Source organism: Yersinia sp. SCPM-O-B-9106 (C-191), from assembly GCF_026183365.1.
In the GTDB taxonomy this organism is placed as follows: domain Bacteria; phylum Pseudomonadota; class Gammaproteobacteria; order Enterobacterales; family Enterobacteriaceae; genus Yersinia; species Yersinia rochesterensis.
On record NZ_CP110791.1, the window covers coordinates 1,174,861 to 1,193,140 of the forward strand.

Consider the following 18,280-nt stretch of genomic DNA (forward strand, 5'->3'; position numbering starts at 1 on the left):
ACCTGAGTGCCTTGGCGTTGCAGTAAGTCACACCGCTGTAACTTCAAGGACAAAGGTTTTTAAACGGCTCCTGAGGTTCAGGGGCCGTTTGTATTCTAAAAAACTGCGCTGTCGAATATTCGATACAGCGCTGTAACGCTTTGAAAATTAAGTAATGAGGCTCCAAAAATGATACCTGTCATCGCGCTGGTCGGGCGCCCGAATGTGGGTAAATCCACTTTATTTAACCGCTTAACGCACACCCGTGATGCGTTAGTTGCGGACTTTCCCGGGCTAACGCGTGACCGTAAGTATGGTCGTGCCGAGGTCGAGGGTCATGAGTTTATTGTTATCGATACCGGAGGTATTGATGGCACAGAAGATGGCGTAGAAACCAAGATGGCGGGTCAATCGTTATTGGCGATTGAAGAAGCCGATATTGTCCTGTTTATGGTCGATGCGCGCGCCGGGTTGATGCCAGCGGATCAGGGCATTGCCCAGCATTTACGCAGCCGTGAGAAAGCCACCTTCCTGGTTGCCAACAAAACTGATGGTATTGACGCCGATACTGCTGCCGCCGATTTCTATTCATTAGGATTAGGTGAAGTTCATGCTATTGCGGCTTCCCATGGCCGTGGTGTGACTCAGCTGATTGAAGATGTTATGGCGCCTTATATGGACGCCGAAGAGCCAGAAGTCGAGCTGACAGACGAAGAAGCTAATGCGGCCTATTGGGCAGCGCAGGAAGCTGACGAAGATGAAATCCCAGAAGACGAAGAAGATGATTTTGACCCGCGAACTCTGCCAATCAAGCTGGCTATCGTCGGGCGTCCTAACGTAGGTAAGTCCACACTAACTAACCGTATCCTCGGTGAAGACCGTGTGGTGGTTTATGACCTGCCGGGTACCACCCGCGACAGTATTTATATTCCAATGACCCGCGATGAGCGTGAATATATTCTGATTGATACTGCGGGTGTGCGTAAACGCGGTAAAATTACTGAGACAGTTGAAAAATTCTCAGTGATTAAAACCTTACAGGCAATTGAAGATTCCAATGTGGTGCTGTTGGTTATTGATGCCCGTGATGGTATTTCAGATCAAGATTTGTCTCTGTTAGGCTTTATTCTCAATAGTGGGCGCTCACTTGTTATTGCGGTCAATAAATGGGATGGCATGACAGAAGAAGCCCGTGCTCAGGTTAAAGATATGCTAGACCTGCGCCTCGGCTTTGTTGACTTTGCTCGTATTCACTTTATCTCCGCTTTGCATGGCAGTGGCGTCGGCAACCTGTTTGAATCCATTCAGGAAGCCTATGACTGTTCAACTAAGCGAGTAGGTACTTCCTTACTGACTCGTATAATGCAAATGGCAGAGGAAGACCATCAGCCTCCGTTGGTTCGTGGTCGTCGAGTGAAGTTGAAATACGCGCATGCCGGTGGCTATAACCCGCCTATCGTGGTTATCCATGGCAATCAGGTCACTGATTTGTCTGATTCTTACAAACGCTACCTGATGAATTACTTCCGTCGTTCATTGAAAGTTATGGGTACGCCAATCCGCATTCAGTTTAAAGAGGGTGAGAACCCGTTTGCGGGCAAGCGCAATACTCTGACGCCAAATCAGATGCGGAAACGTAAGCGTTTGATGTCGCACCTGAAAAAAGGTAAGTAATAGCAGCAAAGCGCGGGCATCCCGCGCTTTTTGCATTTTTAGCGCACCCTCTTAGGGGCTGCTCTCTGGGGTGAGTCGCGCAAAACAAAAGGAGTTGAACGTCAGCCATGTCTTGGGAAACCTGGAGTTTCGCGTTTGGTGTAACAGTGCCCAACTTATTGATGATGTTACTGGGTGTATTGTTACGGCGCTATGGCTTGATGGATGATCGGTTCTGCGATGGTGCAACCCGAGTTGTCTTCAATCTGGCGCTTCCTTGTTTGCTGTTTTTCAGTGTTGCGACCAATCATGTCAGCTTGATGGATAACTTGCCCTTAGTGATCTATGGTGCGGTTGGCACCTTAGTGACATTTTTATTACTCGAAATTGCCGCCAAGTGGCTGGTAAAAGACCCGCGTGAGCGCGGTGTGTTCGTGCAGGGTGGTTTCAGAGCTAATACCGCGATTGTCGGCTTGGCATTTGCCATGACAGCCTATGGTGCCGAAGGGGTAGCGCTGGGCTCGATGTACCTGACGGTGACCGTCATATTATTTAATATGCTGTCAGTGATAACACTGACCCGCAGCTTACAAGGTGGGCAGGGCGGGAAAATCAGCAAATTGGCATTGCTACGCAGCATTGTCACCAATCCTCTGATTATTGGTTTGGTGTGTGGTTTGGCCTATGCTCAAACCCGTCTACCTATTCCTCAAGTCATTGTCCAGACAGGCAGTTATATCTCCGCCTTGGCACTCCCACTGGCATTACTCTGCACTGGCGCGAGTCTGGATTGGCATGCGATGTTCCGCTCCTCTAATGTGGCTGCGTTATCCTCAGTGGCAAAATTATTCATCGTGCCAATATTGATGACTTTAGGCGGTTTGCTGATGGGGTTCCGTGGTGCAACCTTAGGGATTATTTTTCTATTTTCTGCAACTCCGACTGCTGCGGGTAGCTATGTCATGACCCGGGCGATGGGGGGAAATGCGACGCTGGCTGCGAATATTATTGCGATTACTACCGTCGGCTCATTTTTCACGACGGCTATTGGGATTTATTTCTTACGCGCGCTGGGCGTGATGTGAGTTTTTAAGTGAATTCGAGGAGAGAAATGATGGATGCATTATGTCCGATTTGTCAGAAAGCAATGACGCAAGTGAGTGGTCACTTTCACTGCTCTAACTGCCACGGCAACTATCAGCAACAGGCCGATTGCCCTGATTGCGCCAAACCGCTCCAAGTGTTGAAAGCTTGTGGGGCCGTTGATTATTTTTGCCAGAATGGTCATGGGTTGATTTCGAAAAGCCGCGTTCGTTTTAGTTATCTGCCGACAGTCTGATTGCTCACCTGAATCACTTATTTGGGTAAATGATTCGGAATTAATGAGCCTCATCCCTGAGGCTCACCCTGCGGGCGAGCATAAATACTGTTCAAATCGGTTCCCGACCAATTTGTCTCTCTCTTGCCGCCTACCGGCAACATCAAATTATTTCAAAGGTGGCGACTTGGCTAATGGGTCGGCTTACGCTGACGGGGCTTTTTTGTCACATTGATTTGAGTGATTTCACTTTCCACCCAGCCATCTTGCAGTCGGGTCGTTAGCTTGTCGCCGGTATGCACTTGTTTGGTCGTCTTAAGCAAGGTGCCTGCGGGGGTCTGTGTGACACTGTAGCCGCGGGCCAATGTAGCTAATGGACTGACTGCCTCCAATTGCGAGCAGGCGATACCAAAGCGCTGACGATAACCATTCAGTTGGCGCTCTAATGCTTGGCGCAAGCGGTATTCCTGCTGCTGTACCCGTTGGTTATAACGGTGAATTTGCCCTTGCGGTTGAACTTGAATCAAGCGCTGCTGGAGCCGTTCAGTGCGCCGGCCTAATGAGCGAATTTGGTTTTGCGCGCTGTCTTCCAGACGGCGCTGTAACTTCAACAGCAGTGTTTGCTGACGCGCTAGGCGCAAATGTGGGTGTTGCTGTTGGAGCCGATGCTCAAGGCGGCTAAATTGCTGGCTACGCTGCGCCAGATAATAATCCATCGCCATTTCCATGCGCTGCTGCTGCCCCTGAATTTGCCGAACTAGCTCAATTTGGTTACGGCTGACCAGTTCAGCGGCGGCTGACGGGGTTGGGGCGCGTAAATCTGCGACAAAGTCCGCAATGGTGACATCAGTTTCATGGCCGACCGCACTGACAATGGGAATTCGGCTGTTAAAAATGGCGCGGGCGACTCGCTCGTCATTAAAACTCCACAAATCTTCCAGTGAACCGCCACCCCGCCCGACGATCAGCACATCACATTCTCCGCGCAGATTAGCCAAGTGAATGGCTCGGACTATCTGTAGGGGGGCATCGGCACCTTGCACTGCTGTTGGATAAATAATCACTGGCAGTGATGGATCACGGCGTTGTAAAACGTGCAAAACATCGTGCAGAGCCGCGCCGCTAGATGAGGTTATCACCCCGACTTGTCTGGCTGGACTGGGCAGTGGTTGCTTGTGACTTTGATCAAAAAGCCCTTCTGTGGCCAGTTGTTGTTTAAGCTGCTCAAACTGTTGTTGCAGTAGCCCGTCGCCAGCAGGTTGCATACTTTCAGCAATTAACTGGTAGTCACCGCGCGGCTCATACAGGGTAATTGATGCCCTGACCAAAACTTGCTGGCCATTTTGCGGGCGGAAAGTGGTTCGGCGATTGCTGTTGCGAAACATCGCGCAGCGCACCTGCGCCCGGTCGTCTTTTAAGGTGAAATACCAGTGACCAGACGAAGGCTGAGAAAAATTGGAAATCTCGGCCGTGAGCCAAATTTGGCCCATTTCCATTTCCAGCAGTTGTCGCACCGTCTGATTAAGGCGGCTGACGGTAAAAATTGATGACGCAGAAGTTTGTGACATGTGACCTGGATCAAATTTTAAAACAAGCACTTAATTGATCGATATTACCTGCCTCAAACCGCATAGCAAGAAAAATAATGAGAAAGTGCTGGAGGCAACCGATTACGCTCTGTATAATGCCACGGCAATATTTTATCTTTTTCACATTCACCTTGGTGAGATATTGCCCATGCTACGTATCGCGAAAGAAGCTCTAACATTTGACGACGTTCTCCTGGTTCCAGCCCACTCCACAGTCTTGCCTAATACAGCAGAACTTGGTACCCAACTGACTGCAACTATCCGCCTGAATATCCCTATGCTGTCCGCAGCAATGGATACCGTAACCGAAGCTCGTCTGGCCATTGCGCTGGCACAAGAGGGCGGTTTAGGTTTCATCCACAAAAATATGTCCATTGAGCGCCAGGCTGAAGAAGTCAGCCGCGTGAAAAAACACGAAAGTGGCGTGGTGACTGAGCCACAGACTGTAACGCCAACCACAACTCTCCGTCAGGTTAAAGAACTGACCGTCCGTAACGGTTTCGCCGGTTATCCGGTAGTGACCGAAGATTACGAGCTGGTTGGGATCATTACTGGCCGTGATGTGCGCTTTGTGACTGATCTGGACCAACCCGTGACGGCGGTGATGACACCGAAAGAGCGCTTGGTAACGGTCAAAGAAGGCGAAGCCCGCGAAGTTGTACTGCAAAAAATGCATGAAAAACGTGTCGAGAAAGTGCTGGTCGTTGACGATAGCTTCCATCTGCGCGGCATGATTACCGTGAAAGATTTCCAAAAAGCAGAACGCAAGCCAAACGCCTGTAAAGACGAGCATGGCCGTCTGCGTGTTGGTGCCGCTGTCGGTGCCGGTGCGGGCAATGAAGAGCGTATCGACGCGCTGGTCGCTGCGGGTGTTGATGTTTTACTTATCGACTCATCTCATGGTCATTCCGAGGGCGTGTTACAGCGCATTCGCGAAACCCGAGCCAAATATCCTAACCTGCAAATTGTTGGTGGTAATGTCGCGACAGGGGCAGGTGCGAAAGCATTGGCTGATGCTGGTGTGAGTGCGGTTAAAGTGGGTATCGGCCCTGGCTCAATCTGCACCACCCGTATTGTGACTGGCGTTGGTGTGCCACAGATTACTGCAATTGCTGATGCCGTCGAAGCGCTGGAAGGCACTGGTATCCCGGTTATTGCGGATGGTGGTATTCGTTTCTCTGGTGATATTGCTAAAGCCATTGCTGCGGGTGCTTCATGTGTCATGGTCGGCTCGATGCTGGCAGGGACAGAAGAATCACCCGGCGAAATCGAACTCTATCAAGGCCGTTCATTCAAATCTTACCGCGGTATGGGGTCATTGGGCGCGATGTCCAAAGGTTCTTCAGATCGCTACTTCCAGACCGATAATGCTGCCGATAAATTAGTACCGGAAGGTATTGAAGGGCGTGTGGCATACAAAGGTTTGTTGAAAGAGATTGTGCATCAGCAAATGGGGGGCTTGCGCTCTTGTATGGGGCTGACCGGCTGCGGCACTATCAATGAATTGCGTACCAAAGCTGAGTTTGTGCGTATCAGTGGTGCTGGGATTCAAGAAAGCCATGTGCATGATGTTACCATCACCAAAGAATCCCCGAATTATCGGATGGGTTAATTCCAAGGGCTAAACCGGCGAATTTGGTGATTGTCCGCTGCTCGCATTGCTCATTGACTTGGTGTCAACTGCGCATGCTGGGCTGCGGACATTAACTAACTAGCTTGTTGGTTTTTCCGACGGAAGTAACTCTGGTAACCATTTAATTTAATTAATTATTTTTAAAAGCGGCACACATGACAAAAAATATTCATAAGCATCGCATCCTTATCCTCGATTTCGGCTCGCAGTACACCCAACTGGTGGCGCGACGTGTTCGTGAAATTGGTGTCTATTGTGAACTCTGGGCGTGGGACGTGACTGAAGCCCAGATCCGCGATTTTAATCCAAGCGGCATTATTCTTTCTGGCGGCCCTGAAAGCACCACTGAACACGACAGCCCACGCGCGCCGGATTATGTGTTCACTGCCGGTGTCCCTGTGCTGGGTGTGTGTTACGGCATGCAAACCATGGCTATGCAGTTGGGCGGTAAAGTTGAAGGGTCAAACCAGCGCGAATTTGGTTATGCGCAGGTTGAGATTAAAACTGACAGCGCACTTATTCGCGATATCAAAGATGCGATCAATCCAGCGGGTGAAGCCGTATTGGATGTGTGGATGAGCCATGGCGACAAAGTGACTGCAATCCCGTCTGACTTTGTGACGGTTGCCAGCACGGATACCTGCCCGTTTGCCATTATGGCCAATGAAGAAAAACGTTTTTATGGTGTGCAATTCCATCCTGAAGTGACACACACCAAGCAAGGCCAACGCCTGTTGGAGCGCTTCGTTCTGGATATCTGTGCTTGTGAAGCGCTGTGGACCCCAGCCACCATTATTGAAGATGCGATTGTGCGCCTGCGTGAGCAAATCGGTGAAGACCACGTGATTTTGGGCTTATCCGGTGGTGTTGATTCTTCAGTAACCGCGATGCTGCTGCACCGTGCGATTGGCAAACGCCTGACTTGCGTGTTTGTTGATAACGGCCTGTTACGCTTGAACGAAGCCGATCAAGTATTGGAAATGTTCGGCGATAAATTTGGTCTGAATATTGTCCATGTAGCCGCGGAAGAGCGTTTCCTGACGGCATTGGCTGGTGTTGATGAACCAGAAGCAAAACGTAAAATTATCGGTCGCGTGTTTGTAGAGCTGTTTGATGAAGAAGCTTGCAAACAAGAACAGGTGAAATGGCTGGCACAGGGCACTATCTACCCAGATGTGATTGAGTCAGCAGCATCCGCTACCGGTAAAGCGCATGTGATTAAATCTCACCATAATGTGGGCGGCTTGCCGAAAGAGATGAAGTTGGGCTTGGTCGAGCCACTGAAAGAGTTGTTTAAAGACGAAGTGCGTAAGATTGGTCTGGAGCTGGGCCTGCCGTACGACATGCTATATCGCCATCCATTCCCAGGCCCAGGTTTGGGGGTGCGTGTATTGGGCGAAGTGAAGAAAGAATATTGCGATTTACTGCGCCGCGCCGACGCGATCTTTATTGAAGAGCTGCACAAAGCGGATCTGTACAATAAAGTCAGCCAAGCCTTCACCGTCTTCCTGCCGGTTCGTTCCGTCGGCGTAATGGGTGATGGCCGTAAATATGATTGGGTTGTTTCACTGCGTGCTGTTGAAACCATCGATTTCATGACTGCGCATTGGGCGCATCTGCCATATGATTTCCTAGGTCGCGTGTCAAACCGCATCATTAATGAAGTGAATGGTATTTCTCGTGTGGTTTATGATATTAGCGGCAAGCCACCAGCAACCATTGAGTGGGAATAAATATTTTATTTTATCAATAAGATATTTCCACTGATATAAATAAAACCTCCGATATTTCGGGGGTTTTTTATTTTTATTTTAGCTATAAGAAAAAATGTATTTATTATTTTGCCTTTAAATATCAGTAAAAAATGAATTCATTTTATGTGGATTGTTCTTTGATGTCGTTTATGTTTGTGTGAGTATAAAAAATCAAGTTATTACTTATTGGCTCATGCAAAATAGCATGTTTCTGCTAGCTTACTCTTTAAAGGTGAAGCATGAATATCAATGTTCAAGTATGTAAGGTTTTTTATAGTTTAGTTTTTATCTCATTTAGTGCAATATCCAATAGTTTTGATGATGATAATGTCTGTTTTTATTCTGTCGATAATTATATTGAAAAAGGCGATTCTAAAAAATTTTGTGTACCCTCCTATACTGAAGATGAATGGCTGTTTAGTCAGTGGAATAATAATATTTCATCTATTAAGATACCATTAAATTTTCAAGTCGATGTCTTTAGTGATTTTTCATTTTCCGGAAAATCAGTATCACTTTATAAAAATACCAATGCTGCTGAATTGGAAAGAAATGGACTGACCTCTGATATCAGTTCTTATCGTGTATTTCCAAAAACTTTATATCCAAGTAATAAACGAATTATCTTTAGCTATCGCTCTAAGCTGTTTCAAGAAAAGTATATTGGCTACAATTATTATTTGAGCAGTGGGCACAGTATTCTTTTAAGTCGAAAAAGCCAGCCCTCAGATGTCGACAGCCAAAGCTCCTCTATATTTTACAGCCATACCGGGCAGATTATGACCGCCTTTACCGGGCAAGGTTTTGATCGCAATATCTATTGCTTGCTCCCAGCAGACCGGAGGAAAGATAATTTAAAGGCGGGTGTGACATTTAGTTATTGTGACTTTAGCAATCCGGGGCAGAGGTGGCTGCCGCAAAAAATAGCGAATAAAATAGTATTAGTTAATCAGGGGACAAGTACGGCCTTGTCACTGGATGATGAAGGGTTTTATATTAATTTAAAAAACAAGCCAATATTATCGAACCATCTATTTGGTCGAGGGAAACAAGATTATGGCCCTGAAGTTCAAATTAACCATGATACAATATGGTTTGATGAGAAATATATTGAAGAAATGAAGTTGTTGGCTGTAAGACCTTTTTTACAATATAAAGAAACATTGATGTCATTAAATGAGGTGGGTTATCGGGATATTGTTGTTAATCATTTGGATAAAATTGATGATGTTAATATCTATTTAGGAGGTGATAAAATAGGGCAGAATATTTACTATAATGCGGAGACTAGGGCTTTAATTGCTTACAGTAAGTCAAATACCGAACGTATGTTAATAGAATCATCATGTCTTTCATTGGTAAATAATCCTGTAGGTCAGTATTTCCCGATCAGTTTCACCTATAATCGCAGTAGTTATAGCGACAACTCAATTGGCTATCGTTGTGATAATGGCATTGCCTATAATCGCTATAATCAGCAGTGGAATTTTATAGCTGATCATCAGTTTCTCTATTTAGTGAATGGTCGTGAAAATAAAGTTCTACATTTTTATACCAATGAAACCCCACAAAAAATGGATTATCGTGGTGAATTAATGGGGCCTGAATTAGGCGCTCGTATTGCTCATGCTGTTAATTTTAATGAGCGAAATCCGCAGGGTGCGATATTTATTAGCACTCAGACATTAGGATATGCTTTAGATATGGAGAAGGAGGTTTGTGAACTGAGGTCTATGCGCGATAAAACTGGCGATCAATGTGGGGGACTTGATACCACTTGGTCTTCAACTCATTATCACGTACAGAATATCAGCCTCAGTCACGACTATATTCCCTGGTTACTGTCAAAAATAGCCAATAGGCTACATCAAGATGAATGGACTGATGAATTGGCTGCTTTCCTGCACAAGCTTGAAGCTCTGGAGACCCTGTTTGAAGAAAATAAAAATCAGCCGACCGATAAAACAGCATTGGAGCAAACAAAAGCGCTGTTAATCGCGTTTTTACAAACTTACAACTCAACTAAATACACCAAAATTTGGTATCAGGCTGCACATGTTCTTAATCGTGTTGATGTATTAATCGAATGGGGCAATAACTCGGCATCATAGTTACAAAATGTGACTTGCGTCACATTTAACTTTACCCTCTCATTAAGAGGGGTATAATCTTGACGAATCTTTACAACTAAACTAAATATTTAACATCTTCATCTTATAATTCACATCGCCATAAGGCGGGAATTCCATTCATTATTCGTCAAGATTGCCACTGCCGAGAGTACCTTACTCGGTGGTTTCGCCCGCAGTCACCCGCATCTATTGACTATGCTGATTAACAGCATGATCAACAGATGAACACTGCGTGCATGCTCTTTTGTGGAGAAAAAACATGTCGGTAACTCGCTCTCCGATACCTCAGCTACGCGGCATTTCACGTCGGCGTTTACTCGGGTATGTCGGTGTTGGGCTGGTCAGCAGCCTGATGAACCCCCTTTCTTTGGATGCTTTCGCAGCATCAACTCAAACCTCGCCGCAGCACTTTGAAAGATTCATGTTGGTCTCCCGCGCACTGACGGGCAAGCGCCAACTTAATGCGCAGGTTGGTCAGCGCCTCTATCAGGTTTTACTCGGTAAAATCGGTGGTTTTGACCAGAAACTGGCCTTATTACAACCTTTACCTAGCGGCGAACCTCATCAATGGCCGCCACTACAGCAGCAGATTGCCCGGCAGATTTTGCAAGGTTGGTATGTGGGAGTGATTGGTGAAGGAACTGATGCGGCAGTCATCAGTTATGAAAATGCATTAATGTTCGATGCGGTATCCGATGTGTTGGTTATTCGCTCTTATTGCCCGAATAAACCCGGATACTGGGCTGTAAAGCCTGATGTCGCCTTATAATTTTGGAGGATACATTTATGGCTGACACACTCAAGGCGGACATCGTCGTCATTGGCTCGGGCGTTGCTGGCGGTTTAGTCGCGCATCAATTGGCGATGGCTGGTAAGTCAGTATTGGTTTTAGAAGCGGGGCCGCGCCTTTCGCGTTGGGAAATTGTGGAAAACTTCCGCAATCAGCCCGACAAATCAGACAATATGGCGCCTTACCCCTCAACATCTTATGCCCCCCATCCTGAATCTAACCCTAATAATAACTATTTGATTCAAAAGGGTGAGCACCCCTACGATGTACAATATATTCGCGCGGTAGGGGGCACCACCTGGCACTGGGCAGCATCGGCCTGGCGTTTTCTGCCGAATGATTTCAAGCTAAAAACAATCTATGGCGTCGGGCGCGATTGGCCGATTGACTATGCCGCGCTGGAAAAATGGTATTTACGCGCAGAGCAGGAACTCGGTGTTTGGGGGCCGAGTGATGAAGATCTTGGCTCCCCGCGTAGTGCGCCTTACCCGATGGCACCGCTGCCGTTATCGTGGAATGAACAGCGCATTAAAACCGTGCTCAACAGCCACACTTTTAATGGCAGTCGTTTTGATGTTGTGACTGAGCCGGTGGCGCGCAACAGTCGCCCTTATGATGGCCGTCCCACTTGCTGCGGCAACAATAACTGTATGCCAATTTGCCCGATAGGGGCGATGTATAACGCCATAACTCATGTTGAAAAAGCCGAGCTGGCGGGGGCTATTATTCGCCCACAAGCGGTGGTTTATCAGCTGGAAGTGGATGATCAGCAGCAAATTACCGCCGCTTTGTTTAAGGATGCACAAGGTAATGAGCACCGCGCTGAGGGCAAGTATTTTGTGTTGGCAGCCAATGGCATTGAAACGCCGAAACTGATGCTGATGTCCACCAATGATAAAAATCCACTCGGTGTCGGGAATAGCTCCGATATGGTCGGGCGCAATCTGATGGACCACCCCGGAACTGGCGTCACCTTTATGGCTAGTGAGCCGCTCTGGCCGGGGCGTGGCCCGCAGGAAATGACCTCTTTGATTGGGTTCCGCGATGGCGCATTCCGTGCTGAATATGCGGCGAAAAAGATTCATTTATCTAATTTGTCCCGCACAGATCAAGTCACCATTGAGTTGCTCAAGCAAGGAGAATTACAACTCGGGCCGCAGCTTGACGCCAAAATCCGCGATCGGGCGGCGCGTTTTGTGCAATTCGACAGTTTCCATGAAATCTTGCCGCATGTGGAAAATCGTATTATTCCCAGCCCGACAGAGAAAGACGCCATTGGCATTCCGAAGCCGGAATTTTACTATGCAATGGATGATTATGTGCGCAAAAGTGCAGTGCATACTCAGCAAGTCTATGCCGAAGCGGCCAGATTGATGGGCGGCACTGAAGTGCAGTTCCACAATAACTTTGCCAATAATAACCATATTACTGGCACCACCATTATGGGCAATGACCCCAAAGATTCCGTGGTGGACAGTGATTGCCGCAGCCATGACCACAAAAATTTGTTTATCGCCAGCAGCAGTGTGATGCCAACTGTCGGTTCAGTGAACTGTACTTTGACGATTGCCGCTCTCTCTCTGCGTATCGCTGAAACTTTAAAGGCCGAGGTGTAAGATGAAAAAGCTAACCCTAGGTCACTCAATGACATTCCTGTTTATAGCATTGGGATTCGCTGCAACTGGATATGCTCGTGCGGATGCTAACCTGATTGCGCGGGGTGAGTATTTGACCAAAGCCGCAGACTGTGTGGCGTGCCACACCACCAAAGATGGCAAACCCTTTGCCGGTGGATTGGCCTTTAAAACCCCGATGGGCACCTTATATTCGCCGAATATTACCCCCGATAAAGAAACCGGAATTGGTGGTTGGACGGATGAAGAGTTTTTGCGCGCACTGCATGAAGGGAAAGGCAAAAACGGCGAGAATCTCTATCCTGCTTTCCCTTATACCTCTTATACCTTGCTGACGGATGATGATGTTAAAGCCATAAAAGCTTATTTGTTCAGCTTACCGGCAGTGCATCAACCGAATCGCGAAAATGACATGCCGTTCCCATTCAATCAGCGCTGGGGGCTGTGGTTCTGGAATCTGGTGAATTTTGAGGGGCAGCGCTTCCAGCCCGATACCAGCAAAGATGCGCAATGGAACCAGGGGGCTTATTTTGTTGAGGCGCTGGGGCATTGTGGTGAATGTCATACTCCGCGCAATATCACCATGGGAATGAAAGACAGTAAAGCTTATGCCGGTGCTGATATTGATGGTTGGACGGCATTCAATATTACCTCAGATCCGCATGCTGGGATTGGGGGCTGGAGCCAGCAACAGGTCGTGCAATATCTGCGCAGCGGCCATGTTGACGGTAAAGCACAAGCGGCTGGGCCGATGGCGGAAGTGATTGAAAACAGCACCCGACATCTGACTGACAGTGATCTGAATGCAATGGCGGTGTATCTGCGCACGCTGAAGCCATTAAATCCAAATGACGAAACTAAGAGCCGTTCGGATTGGGGGCAGTCGGCGACCAGTGTTAATACCTTACGTGGCGTACCTTTCACGGCGGATACTGTTACGGGGAACAATAACACTGACGGCGCGCGCTTGTATTTGGGGAACTGTGCCAGTTGCCACAGTTTTACCGGTGAGGGCGTGAAAGATGGTTATTACCCATCATTGATGAAGAATTCGGTGGTCGGGGCATCCGCGCAAAATAACCTGATTAATGTCATTCTCCACGGCGTGTCGCGCAAAACCAATGATGGCGAGGTCTTTATGCCCGGTTTTGCCAACACATTAACTGATGAGCAGGTTGTCAGTTTGAGTAATTATCTATTGCAGCAGTTTGGGCAACCCACACTGAATATCAAAGCCGATGATGTTAAAGCATTACGCGGAGAATAATGAAGAAGAATAAGGGGGCTTTGGCTCCCTTTTATCACATGCTATTTATATCACTAAGCCATTTGCTTAGTGAATGTATTATTGACCTTCTATCATCTGCCCGTGATAATAACAATTCTGACTCGGGGTGCCTGCCACAAATAGTGGAATGGCTGAGATATTACCCGTATTACCTGATCTGGATAATGCCAGCGTAGGGAAGTATATTAATGAAGCGTATCAATGTGTTAACTATTGCCGGAACTGACCCAAGCGGCGGTGCCGGTATCCAGGCTGATCTGAAAACCTTTTCTGCATTACAGGCCTACGGCACCAGTGTTATTACCGCTTTAGTGGCGCAAAACACCGGTGGTGTACAGTCTGTTTATCCCATCGAACCCGCTTTTGTTGCTGCTCAGCTAGATTCTGTCCTCAGTGATGTGCGTATCGATAGCGCCAAAATTGGTATGCTGGCAAATGCGGAAATTGTCGATATTGTTGCTACGCAACTACGGCGTTATCCCATTCCATTTGTAGTGTTAGATACTGTGATGGTTGCCAAAAGCGGGGACCCGTTACTTGCACCAGAGGCCGTTGATGCGGTGCGCCGCTTATTGCTCCCGCAAGTTGATTTGATTACACCTAATTTACCGGAAGCCGCAACATTGCTTGATTGCCAACCCGCGCATAATGAACAAGAAATGTGTGAACAAGGGCGGGCATTGTTAGCTCTCGGCTGTCAGGGGGTATTGATGAAAGGGGGGCATTTGAGTGGCGAAGAAAGCCCAGATTGGCTGTTTACCGCGCAAAGTGAGCAGCGCTTTGTGACACGGCGGATTAATACCCGACATACCCACGGCACCGGTTGCACCTTGTCGGCTGCACTGGCGGCATTACGGCCACGGCACGCGAATTGGGCCGCTACCCTGAGTGTAGCTAAAGATTATCTGCAAGGGGCACTGGAACAAGCCGACACCCTCGAGGTGGGGCAGGGGATCGGGCCGGTGCACCATTTCCATCAATGGTGGTAATCCCCTTCGACCTTGAAACCGCAGGGGGCTGTCTGGTTGCAATTCCATTGACTTTGGAGGCTGAAGTCGATGAAATTATTACGCCAGTAAATAGCGCTGTGTCATCGTAAACATCGCGATGGCACGTTGCAAATGATGAGCATCAAAACGATTAAGCAGGTAACTTTTAGCCGCTTTGCGTGGGCGAATACACAGTAGCAACTTCGGCTCGCCAGCTTCATCTTTGATCAGGTCGAACTGATAACTGCCGATGCTTTTTTCGTCTTCCCGCCAAGAAATTTGTATTGCTGGCAACGGGTTATCTGCCGTGGGTTGTCTGACGGCGAAAAAGTATTCTCCGGCCCAGAAACCGGCATAATTGCCGTCAGCTTGCAAAGGTTTGGTTTGGAAAATGGGGGCTGCCGCGAGCTGGCTGACGGCAGCCAAAGTTATTTCTCGATGAGCTTGTTGCCACAAAGGAACATTATTTTCGATTTGCCAGCAAGCCGCGCCCAGATAATCGTTCAGTTCACGCCAATCTTCATCCAGTTGCTGGCGTAATTCCTCTTCGAGAATATTACGATATTGCTGCATCCCGCTGGGTTGCTCGCCTAATGTTTCGTAAGTGATTAACTCCATGGTGCGGGGCTTGCGGCGAAAACTCATCCACAACACCACCTTGGGGATACGAAACTCAATCGACTGAATACTCAGCCGATAGCTATCCCCTTTGTTCAACACAAAGCCATTGGCGGTGCCGCGCTTATTTTGATAATTCCGTATCACCACCACGCTATTTAGCCCCATCCAGCCGGTAACATAGTGCTCACTGTCAGAGTTGGCAACATCCAGATCGACCACCATTTGGACGATTTTATCGCTCTCAAGCTTATCTAGCGGATGGGCATCCCCAGCAGAGTAATACAGCTTCTTAGGGGCTTCGGGTAACTCAAGGGTCAACATAGCAGGGCCTTTTTCGCGGGTGGTTATCAACTCATCATCTACTGGTTTATAGCTTACCTCAAGCTGTCATACAGATTGCGGTATAACGAGAATTAGGATGAAAATTCGTGCTATGGATCAACTTTTCCTACTGTTAAGGGTCATAAATATGCAAACTACTATCACGCATGCCAATTTATTGCATTGAGGCCTGTTCAATATATTTAGGGTATAGATTAATCAGATAATAAGGATTTCGATAATGAAAGGTCATAAAACCCTCCATTGTCTTGTTGCTGCGGCGATACTCAGTGCCAGTTCCTGGGTTTTCGCGCAGCCAGCGATGAATGTTGTTTCGGCTCCATCAGACTCAGCGCCTGTTCAGGGCGCACCTGCTAAGCCCCTTCCCACCACCGCTGATCTTCTACAACAACCGGTGTATAAAAATAGCTGGCAAAAAATGGTGAAGAGTCAGAAAAATTTGCCTGCATGGGCGCGTAAAGGGGTAGGGACATCCTCGCCGTATGAAGTCATCAATTGGGAAGGCCAGCAGTATAAAGTGGGGCGAATTTGCAAACCTCATGATTGCAGTAATAATTTTATGTGGGTGGCTTTTAGCAAGGATAAAAAACAAGTTTGGCAGGCATGGGGGATGCGAGTGTCGGTAGAGGATAAGCCAGAAGCGCTCAATACTCCGAGCAAGTTCGCCACTTATCAATGGCTTGGTCGCCCGAGTGAGAGTGTTCAGACTTTGCTGAAAAAACAATTAGAGCAAGATCCTAACTGGCACTGATTCTTGATTGTTTTCAAGTTGCAGGAAAGCAGCCAACACACCTGCAACTTGAAAGATGAGGGGGATATCAGCCAACGCCTGCCTGGTGCAAATCATGCAGATTGATAGCGCCAACCAGTTTCCCATCAAGATTAACCACCGGTGCCGCACTAATATGATGCTGATGCAGAGCTTCCAGTGCTTCACCCGCACGCCATTGTTCTGGCAAGCGGTAACCCGGGCGAGTTATTGCGCCGCCGAGCGGCTGTTGCAAAGTGCCGCCTTTAACCAACCAGCGGCGTAAATCACCATCAGTGAATACCCCGACCACCCGTTGATTTGGATCACAAACCGCCACCAGCCCTAATCCGGTGCGGCTCAATTCCAGCATCGCTTCCATTACGCTATCGGATTCATTTACCACCGGTAAGCGGTCACCGGTTCTCATTAAATGATGAACTCGGTTGAGCAACCGCGCCCCCAAACTGCCACCGGGGTGTGAGCGCGCAAAGTCTTCTGCATTGAAACCACGATGGCGCATTAATGCCATTGCCAGCGCGTCACCCATCATCAGAGTATTGACGGCGCTGGATGTTGGCGCTAGACCCATCGGGCAAGCTTCATGCTCAACACTGATATCCAGCACGCAAGCCGCCGCCAGCGCTAATGGCGACTCTAAACCGCCGGTAATTGCAATCACTGGAATATGGCTGTCGGCTAGCAAGGGTAGGATCATATCCAGTTCTTTAGCACGGCCCGAATAAGAGATAAAAATCAGCACATCTTGCGGGCCAATCATACCTAAATCACCGTGCAATGCCTCGGCTGGATGCACGAAAAAGGCCGGGGTGCCGGTGCTGGCCAGTGAAGCGGCAATTTTTTTACCAATATGACCGGATTTGCCAATGCCAGAAACAACCGCTTTGCCGGTACAGCTCAACAATAGCTCGCAAGCTTGGACAAAATTATCATCTAAACGTGATAACAAGCGCTGGGCTTCTGTTAGCTCAATTTCCAGTGTTTCACGGGCATAGGTAAGTAATGGATTAGTCATCTTTATCAACCAGAATGATGTTAATGCCCATTTTCTGCAGTTCCTGCAAATATTCGTCGCTAATACCTTTATCGGTAATCAGAGTATCGACGGCACTCAGTGCACAAACAACATTGGGACTTTTACGGCCAAATTTGGAAGAGTCGACCAGCAGAATAATACGGCTGGCGGCGTGACACATAGCGGTACTGACATGATAAACTTCGTTAAACGTGGTGACACCTGCTTTGAGATCGACGCCATCTGCGCCGATAAAGAGCTTGTCGAAGCTGAAGTTATCAAAGGCGGATTCTGCCAAGCTACCATGAAAAGATGCTGAACCTTTACGATAAGTGCCGCCCGGCATCAAGATAGTCTGATCGTTATCCAGCTCAACCAATTCATTGACGATATGCAAGCTGTTGGTCATCACCGTAATATTATTGAATTTAGTCAGGTGCGGCACCATTTGCAGTACGGTACTGCCCGCATCAAAAACCAGACTATCGCCATCTTTAATCAGCTTACTGGCCGCTTTGGCGATTTGTTTTTTCTTCTCGGTATTTATATGGGTTTTACGGTCGATGGGTTGCTCAACATCATCACGATTTAATACTACCCCGCCATAGGTGCGAATCACTGCACCTTCATTTTCGAGGCTGGTTAAATCTTTGCGGATTGTCGTGCCAGTGGTCGAAAAATGGGCGGCAAGTTGATCAACCGCCGTTTTACCGTGCTGCTGGAGATATTCCAGGATAGCGACTTGTCGCTGCTTTGGTTTCATAACGATTCCTG

Annotated in this window: 15 protein-coding genes and 1 riboswitch; of the genes, 11 read left to right on the top strand and 4 right to left on the bottom strand. The window is 47.9% G+C overall.

The window, feature by feature from the left end:
• Positions 1 to 168 precede the first annotated feature (168 nt).
• The 3 genes from der to OP863_RS05365 all read left to right on the top strand — a co-directional run bounded on the left by der (position 169) and on the right by OP863_RS05365 (position 2,971).
• The gene (gene der, locus OP863_RS05355; protein WP_004391234.1) at positions 169 to 1,653 is read left to right on the top strand and encodes a ribosome biogenesis GTPase Der; all 1,485 of its coding nucleotides are present in this window, start codon (positions 169 to 171) and stop codon (positions 1,651 to 1,653) included.
• Positions 1,654 to 1,760: 107 nt separating this feature from the next.
• On the top strand, positions 1,761 to 2,717 hold the full coding sequence (locus OP863_RS05360; RefSeq protein ID WP_038635426.1) for an AEC family transporter: 957 nt from the start codon (positions 1,761 to 1,763) through the stop codon (positions 2,715 to 2,717).
• A 29-nt stretch (positions 2,718 to 2,746) separates the two neighbouring features.
• Positions 2,747 to 2,971, top strand: coding sequence for a zinc ribbon domain-containing protein (locus tag OP863_RS05365; RefSeq protein WP_038635423.1), 225 nt, complete (start codon positions 2,747 to 2,749; stop codon positions 2,969 to 2,971).
• Positions 2,972 to 3,141: 170 nt separating this feature from the next.
• On the opposite strand, the gene xseA is transcribed toward OP863_RS05365, so the two are convergent.
• The gene (gene xseA, locus OP863_RS05370) at positions 3,142 to 4,518 is read right to left on the bottom strand and encodes an exodeoxyribonuclease VII large subunit (RefSeq protein ID WP_038635420.1); all 1,377 of its coding nucleotides are present in this window, start codon (positions 4,516 to 4,518) and stop codon (positions 3,142 to 3,144) included.
• A gap of 169 nt (positions 4,519 to 4,687) precedes the next feature.
• On the opposite strand from xseA, the gene guaB reads away from it, so the two are divergent.
• The 7 genes from guaB (at position 4,688) to thiD (ending at position 14,759) form a co-directional block, all read left to right on the top strand.
• Positions 4,688 to 6,151, top strand: coding sequence for an IMP dehydrogenase (guaB, locus tag OP863_RS05375; RefSeq protein ID WP_145587704.1), 1,464 nt, complete (start codon positions 4,688 to 4,690; stop codon positions 6,149 to 6,151).
• A gap of 176 nt (positions 6,152 to 6,327) precedes the next feature.
• Entirely contained in the window at positions 6,328 to 7,905 is a 1,578-nt protein-coding gene (guaA, locus tag OP863_RS05380) for a glutamine-hydrolyzing GMP synthase (protein ID WP_038635417.1), read from the top strand.
• A 260-nt stretch (positions 7,906 to 8,165) separates the two neighbouring features.
• Complete coding sequence (locus OP863_RS05385) at positions 8,166 to 10,037, top strand: hypothetical protein (RefSeq protein WP_265525960.1); 1,872 nt, start codon at positions 8,166 to 8,168, stop codon at positions 10,035 to 10,037.
• A 280-nt stretch (positions 10,038 to 10,317) separates the two neighbouring features.
• Positions 10,318 to 10,827 carry a sugar dehydrogenase complex small subunit gene (locus tag OP863_RS05390; protein WP_120011144.1) on the top strand — a complete coding sequence of 170 codons (510 nt, stop codon included), beginning with the start codon at positions 10,318 to 10,320 and terminating at the stop codon, positions 10,825 to 10,827.
• A 17-nt stretch (positions 10,828 to 10,844) separates the two neighbouring features.
• On the top strand, positions 10,845 to 12,464 hold the full coding sequence (locus OP863_RS05395; RefSeq protein ID WP_038635282.1) for a GMC family oxidoreductase: 1,620 nt from the start codon (positions 10,845 to 10,847) through the stop codon (positions 12,462 to 12,464).
• A 1-nt stretch (position 12,465) separates the two neighbouring features.
• Positions 12,466 to 13,749: a cytochrome c gene (locus tag OP863_RS05400; RefSeq protein ID WP_145591540.1), complete on the top strand. Its 1,284-nt coding sequence runs from the start codon at positions 12,466 to 12,468 to the stop codon at positions 13,747 to 13,749.
• Between the two features lie 113 nt (positions 13,750 to 13,862).
• Positions 13,863 to 13,966, top strand: a riboswitch (TPP riboswitch).
• Complete coding sequence (gene thiD, locus OP863_RS05405) at positions 13,959 to 14,759, top strand: bifunctional hydroxymethylpyrimidine kinase/phosphomethylpyrimidine kinase (RefSeq protein ID WP_050291482.1); 801 nt, start codon at positions 13,959 to 13,961, stop codon at positions 14,757 to 14,759. (Overlaps the previous riboswitch by 8 nt.)
• 78 nt (positions 14,760 to 14,837) lie before the next feature.
• Here the strand turns inward: thiD and OP863_RS05410 are convergent, their stop codons facing one another.
• The gene (locus OP863_RS05410) at positions 14,838 to 15,701 is read right to left on the bottom strand and encodes a hypothetical protein (protein ID WP_265525961.1); all 864 of its coding nucleotides are present in this window, start codon (positions 15,699 to 15,701) and stop codon (positions 14,838 to 14,840) included.
• Between the two features lie 241 nt (positions 15,702 to 15,942).
• Here OP863_RS05410 and OP863_RS05415 point away from each other — a divergent pair, with 241 nt between their 5' ends.
• Positions 15,943 to 16,473 carry an inhibitor of vertebrate lysozyme family protein gene (locus tag OP863_RS05415; RefSeq protein ID WP_265525962.1) on the top strand — a complete coding sequence of 177 codons (531 nt, stop codon included), beginning with the start codon at positions 15,943 to 15,945 and terminating at the stop codon, positions 16,471 to 16,473.
• A 67-nt stretch (positions 16,474 to 16,540) separates the two neighbouring features.
• Here the strand turns inward: OP863_RS05415 and gutQ are convergent, their stop codons facing one another.
• On the bottom strand, positions 16,541 to 17,506 hold the full coding sequence (gutQ, locus tag OP863_RS05420; protein ID WP_038635263.1) for an arabinose-5-phosphate isomerase GutQ: 966 nt from the start codon (positions 17,504 to 17,506) through the stop codon (positions 16,541 to 16,543).
• Positions 17,499 to 18,269: a glucitol operon DNA-binding transcriptional repressor SrlR gene (srlR, locus tag OP863_RS05425; protein ID WP_038635260.1), complete on the bottom strand. Its 771-nt coding sequence runs from the start codon at positions 18,267 to 18,269 to the stop codon at positions 17,499 to 17,501. Before srlR ends, gutQ begins: the two co-directional genes overlap by 8 nt.
• Positions 18,270 to 18,280 lie beyond the last annotated feature (11 nt).

What these genes read in the sequence shown, in the direction of transcription:
- OP863_RS05415 (WP_265525962.1), top strand. Translation starts at nt 15,943, where the DNA reads ATGAAAGGTCATAAAACCCTCCATTGTCTTGTTGCTGCGGCGATACTC.
- srlR (WP_038635260.1), bottom strand. Translation starts at nt 18,269, where the DNA reads ATGAAACCAAAGCAGCGACAAGTCGCTATCCTGGAATATCTCCAGCAG.
- OP863_RS05410 (WP_265525961.1), bottom strand. Translation starts at nt 15,701, where the DNA reads ATGTTGACCCTTGAGTTACCCGAAGCCCCTAAGAAGCTGTATTACTCT.
- OP863_RS05365 (WP_038635423.1), top strand. Translation starts at nt 2,747, where the DNA reads ATGGATGCATTATGTCCGATTTGTCAGAAAGCAATGACGCAAGTGAGT.
- gutQ (WP_038635263.1), bottom strand. Translation starts at nt 17,506, where the DNA reads ATGACTAATCCATTACTTACCTATGCCCGTGAAACACTGGAAATTGAG.
- OP863_RS05400 (WP_145591540.1), top strand. Translation starts at nt 12,466, where the DNA reads ATGAAAAAGCTAACCCTAGGTCACTCAATGACATTCCTGTTTATAGCA.
- OP863_RS05395 (WP_038635282.1), top strand. Translation starts at nt 10,845, where the DNA reads ATGGCTGACACACTCAAGGCGGACATCGTCGTCATTGGCTCGGGCGTT.
- xseA (WP_038635420.1), bottom strand. Translation starts at nt 4,518, where the DNA reads ATGTCACAAACTTCTGCGTCATCAATTTTTACCGTCAGCCGCCTTAAT.
- der (WP_004391234.1), top strand. Translation starts at nt 169, where the DNA reads ATGATACCTGTCATCGCGCTGGTCGGGCGCCCGAATGTGGGTAAATCC.
- OP863_RS05390 (WP_120011144.1), top strand. Translation starts at nt 10,318, where the DNA reads ATGTCGGTAACTCGCTCTCCGATACCTCAGCTACGCGGCATTTCACGT.
- thiD (WP_050291482.1), top strand. Translation starts at nt 13,959, where the DNA reads ATGAAGCGTATCAATGTGTTAACTATTGCCGGAACTGACCCAAGCGGC.
- OP863_RS05385 (WP_265525960.1), top strand. Translation starts at nt 8,166, where the DNA reads ATGAATATCAATGTTCAAGTATGTAAGGTTTTTTATAGTTTAGTTTTT.
- guaA (WP_038635417.1), top strand. Translation starts at nt 6,328, where the DNA reads ATGACAAAAAATATTCATAAGCATCGCATCCTTATCCTCGATTTCGGC.
- OP863_RS05360 (WP_038635426.1), top strand. Translation starts at nt 1,761, where the DNA reads ATGTCTTGGGAAACCTGGAGTTTCGCGTTTGGTGTAACAGTGCCCAAC.
- guaB (WP_145587704.1), top strand. Translation starts at nt 4,688, where the DNA reads ATGCTACGTATCGCGAAAGAAGCTCTAACATTTGACGACGTTCTCCTG.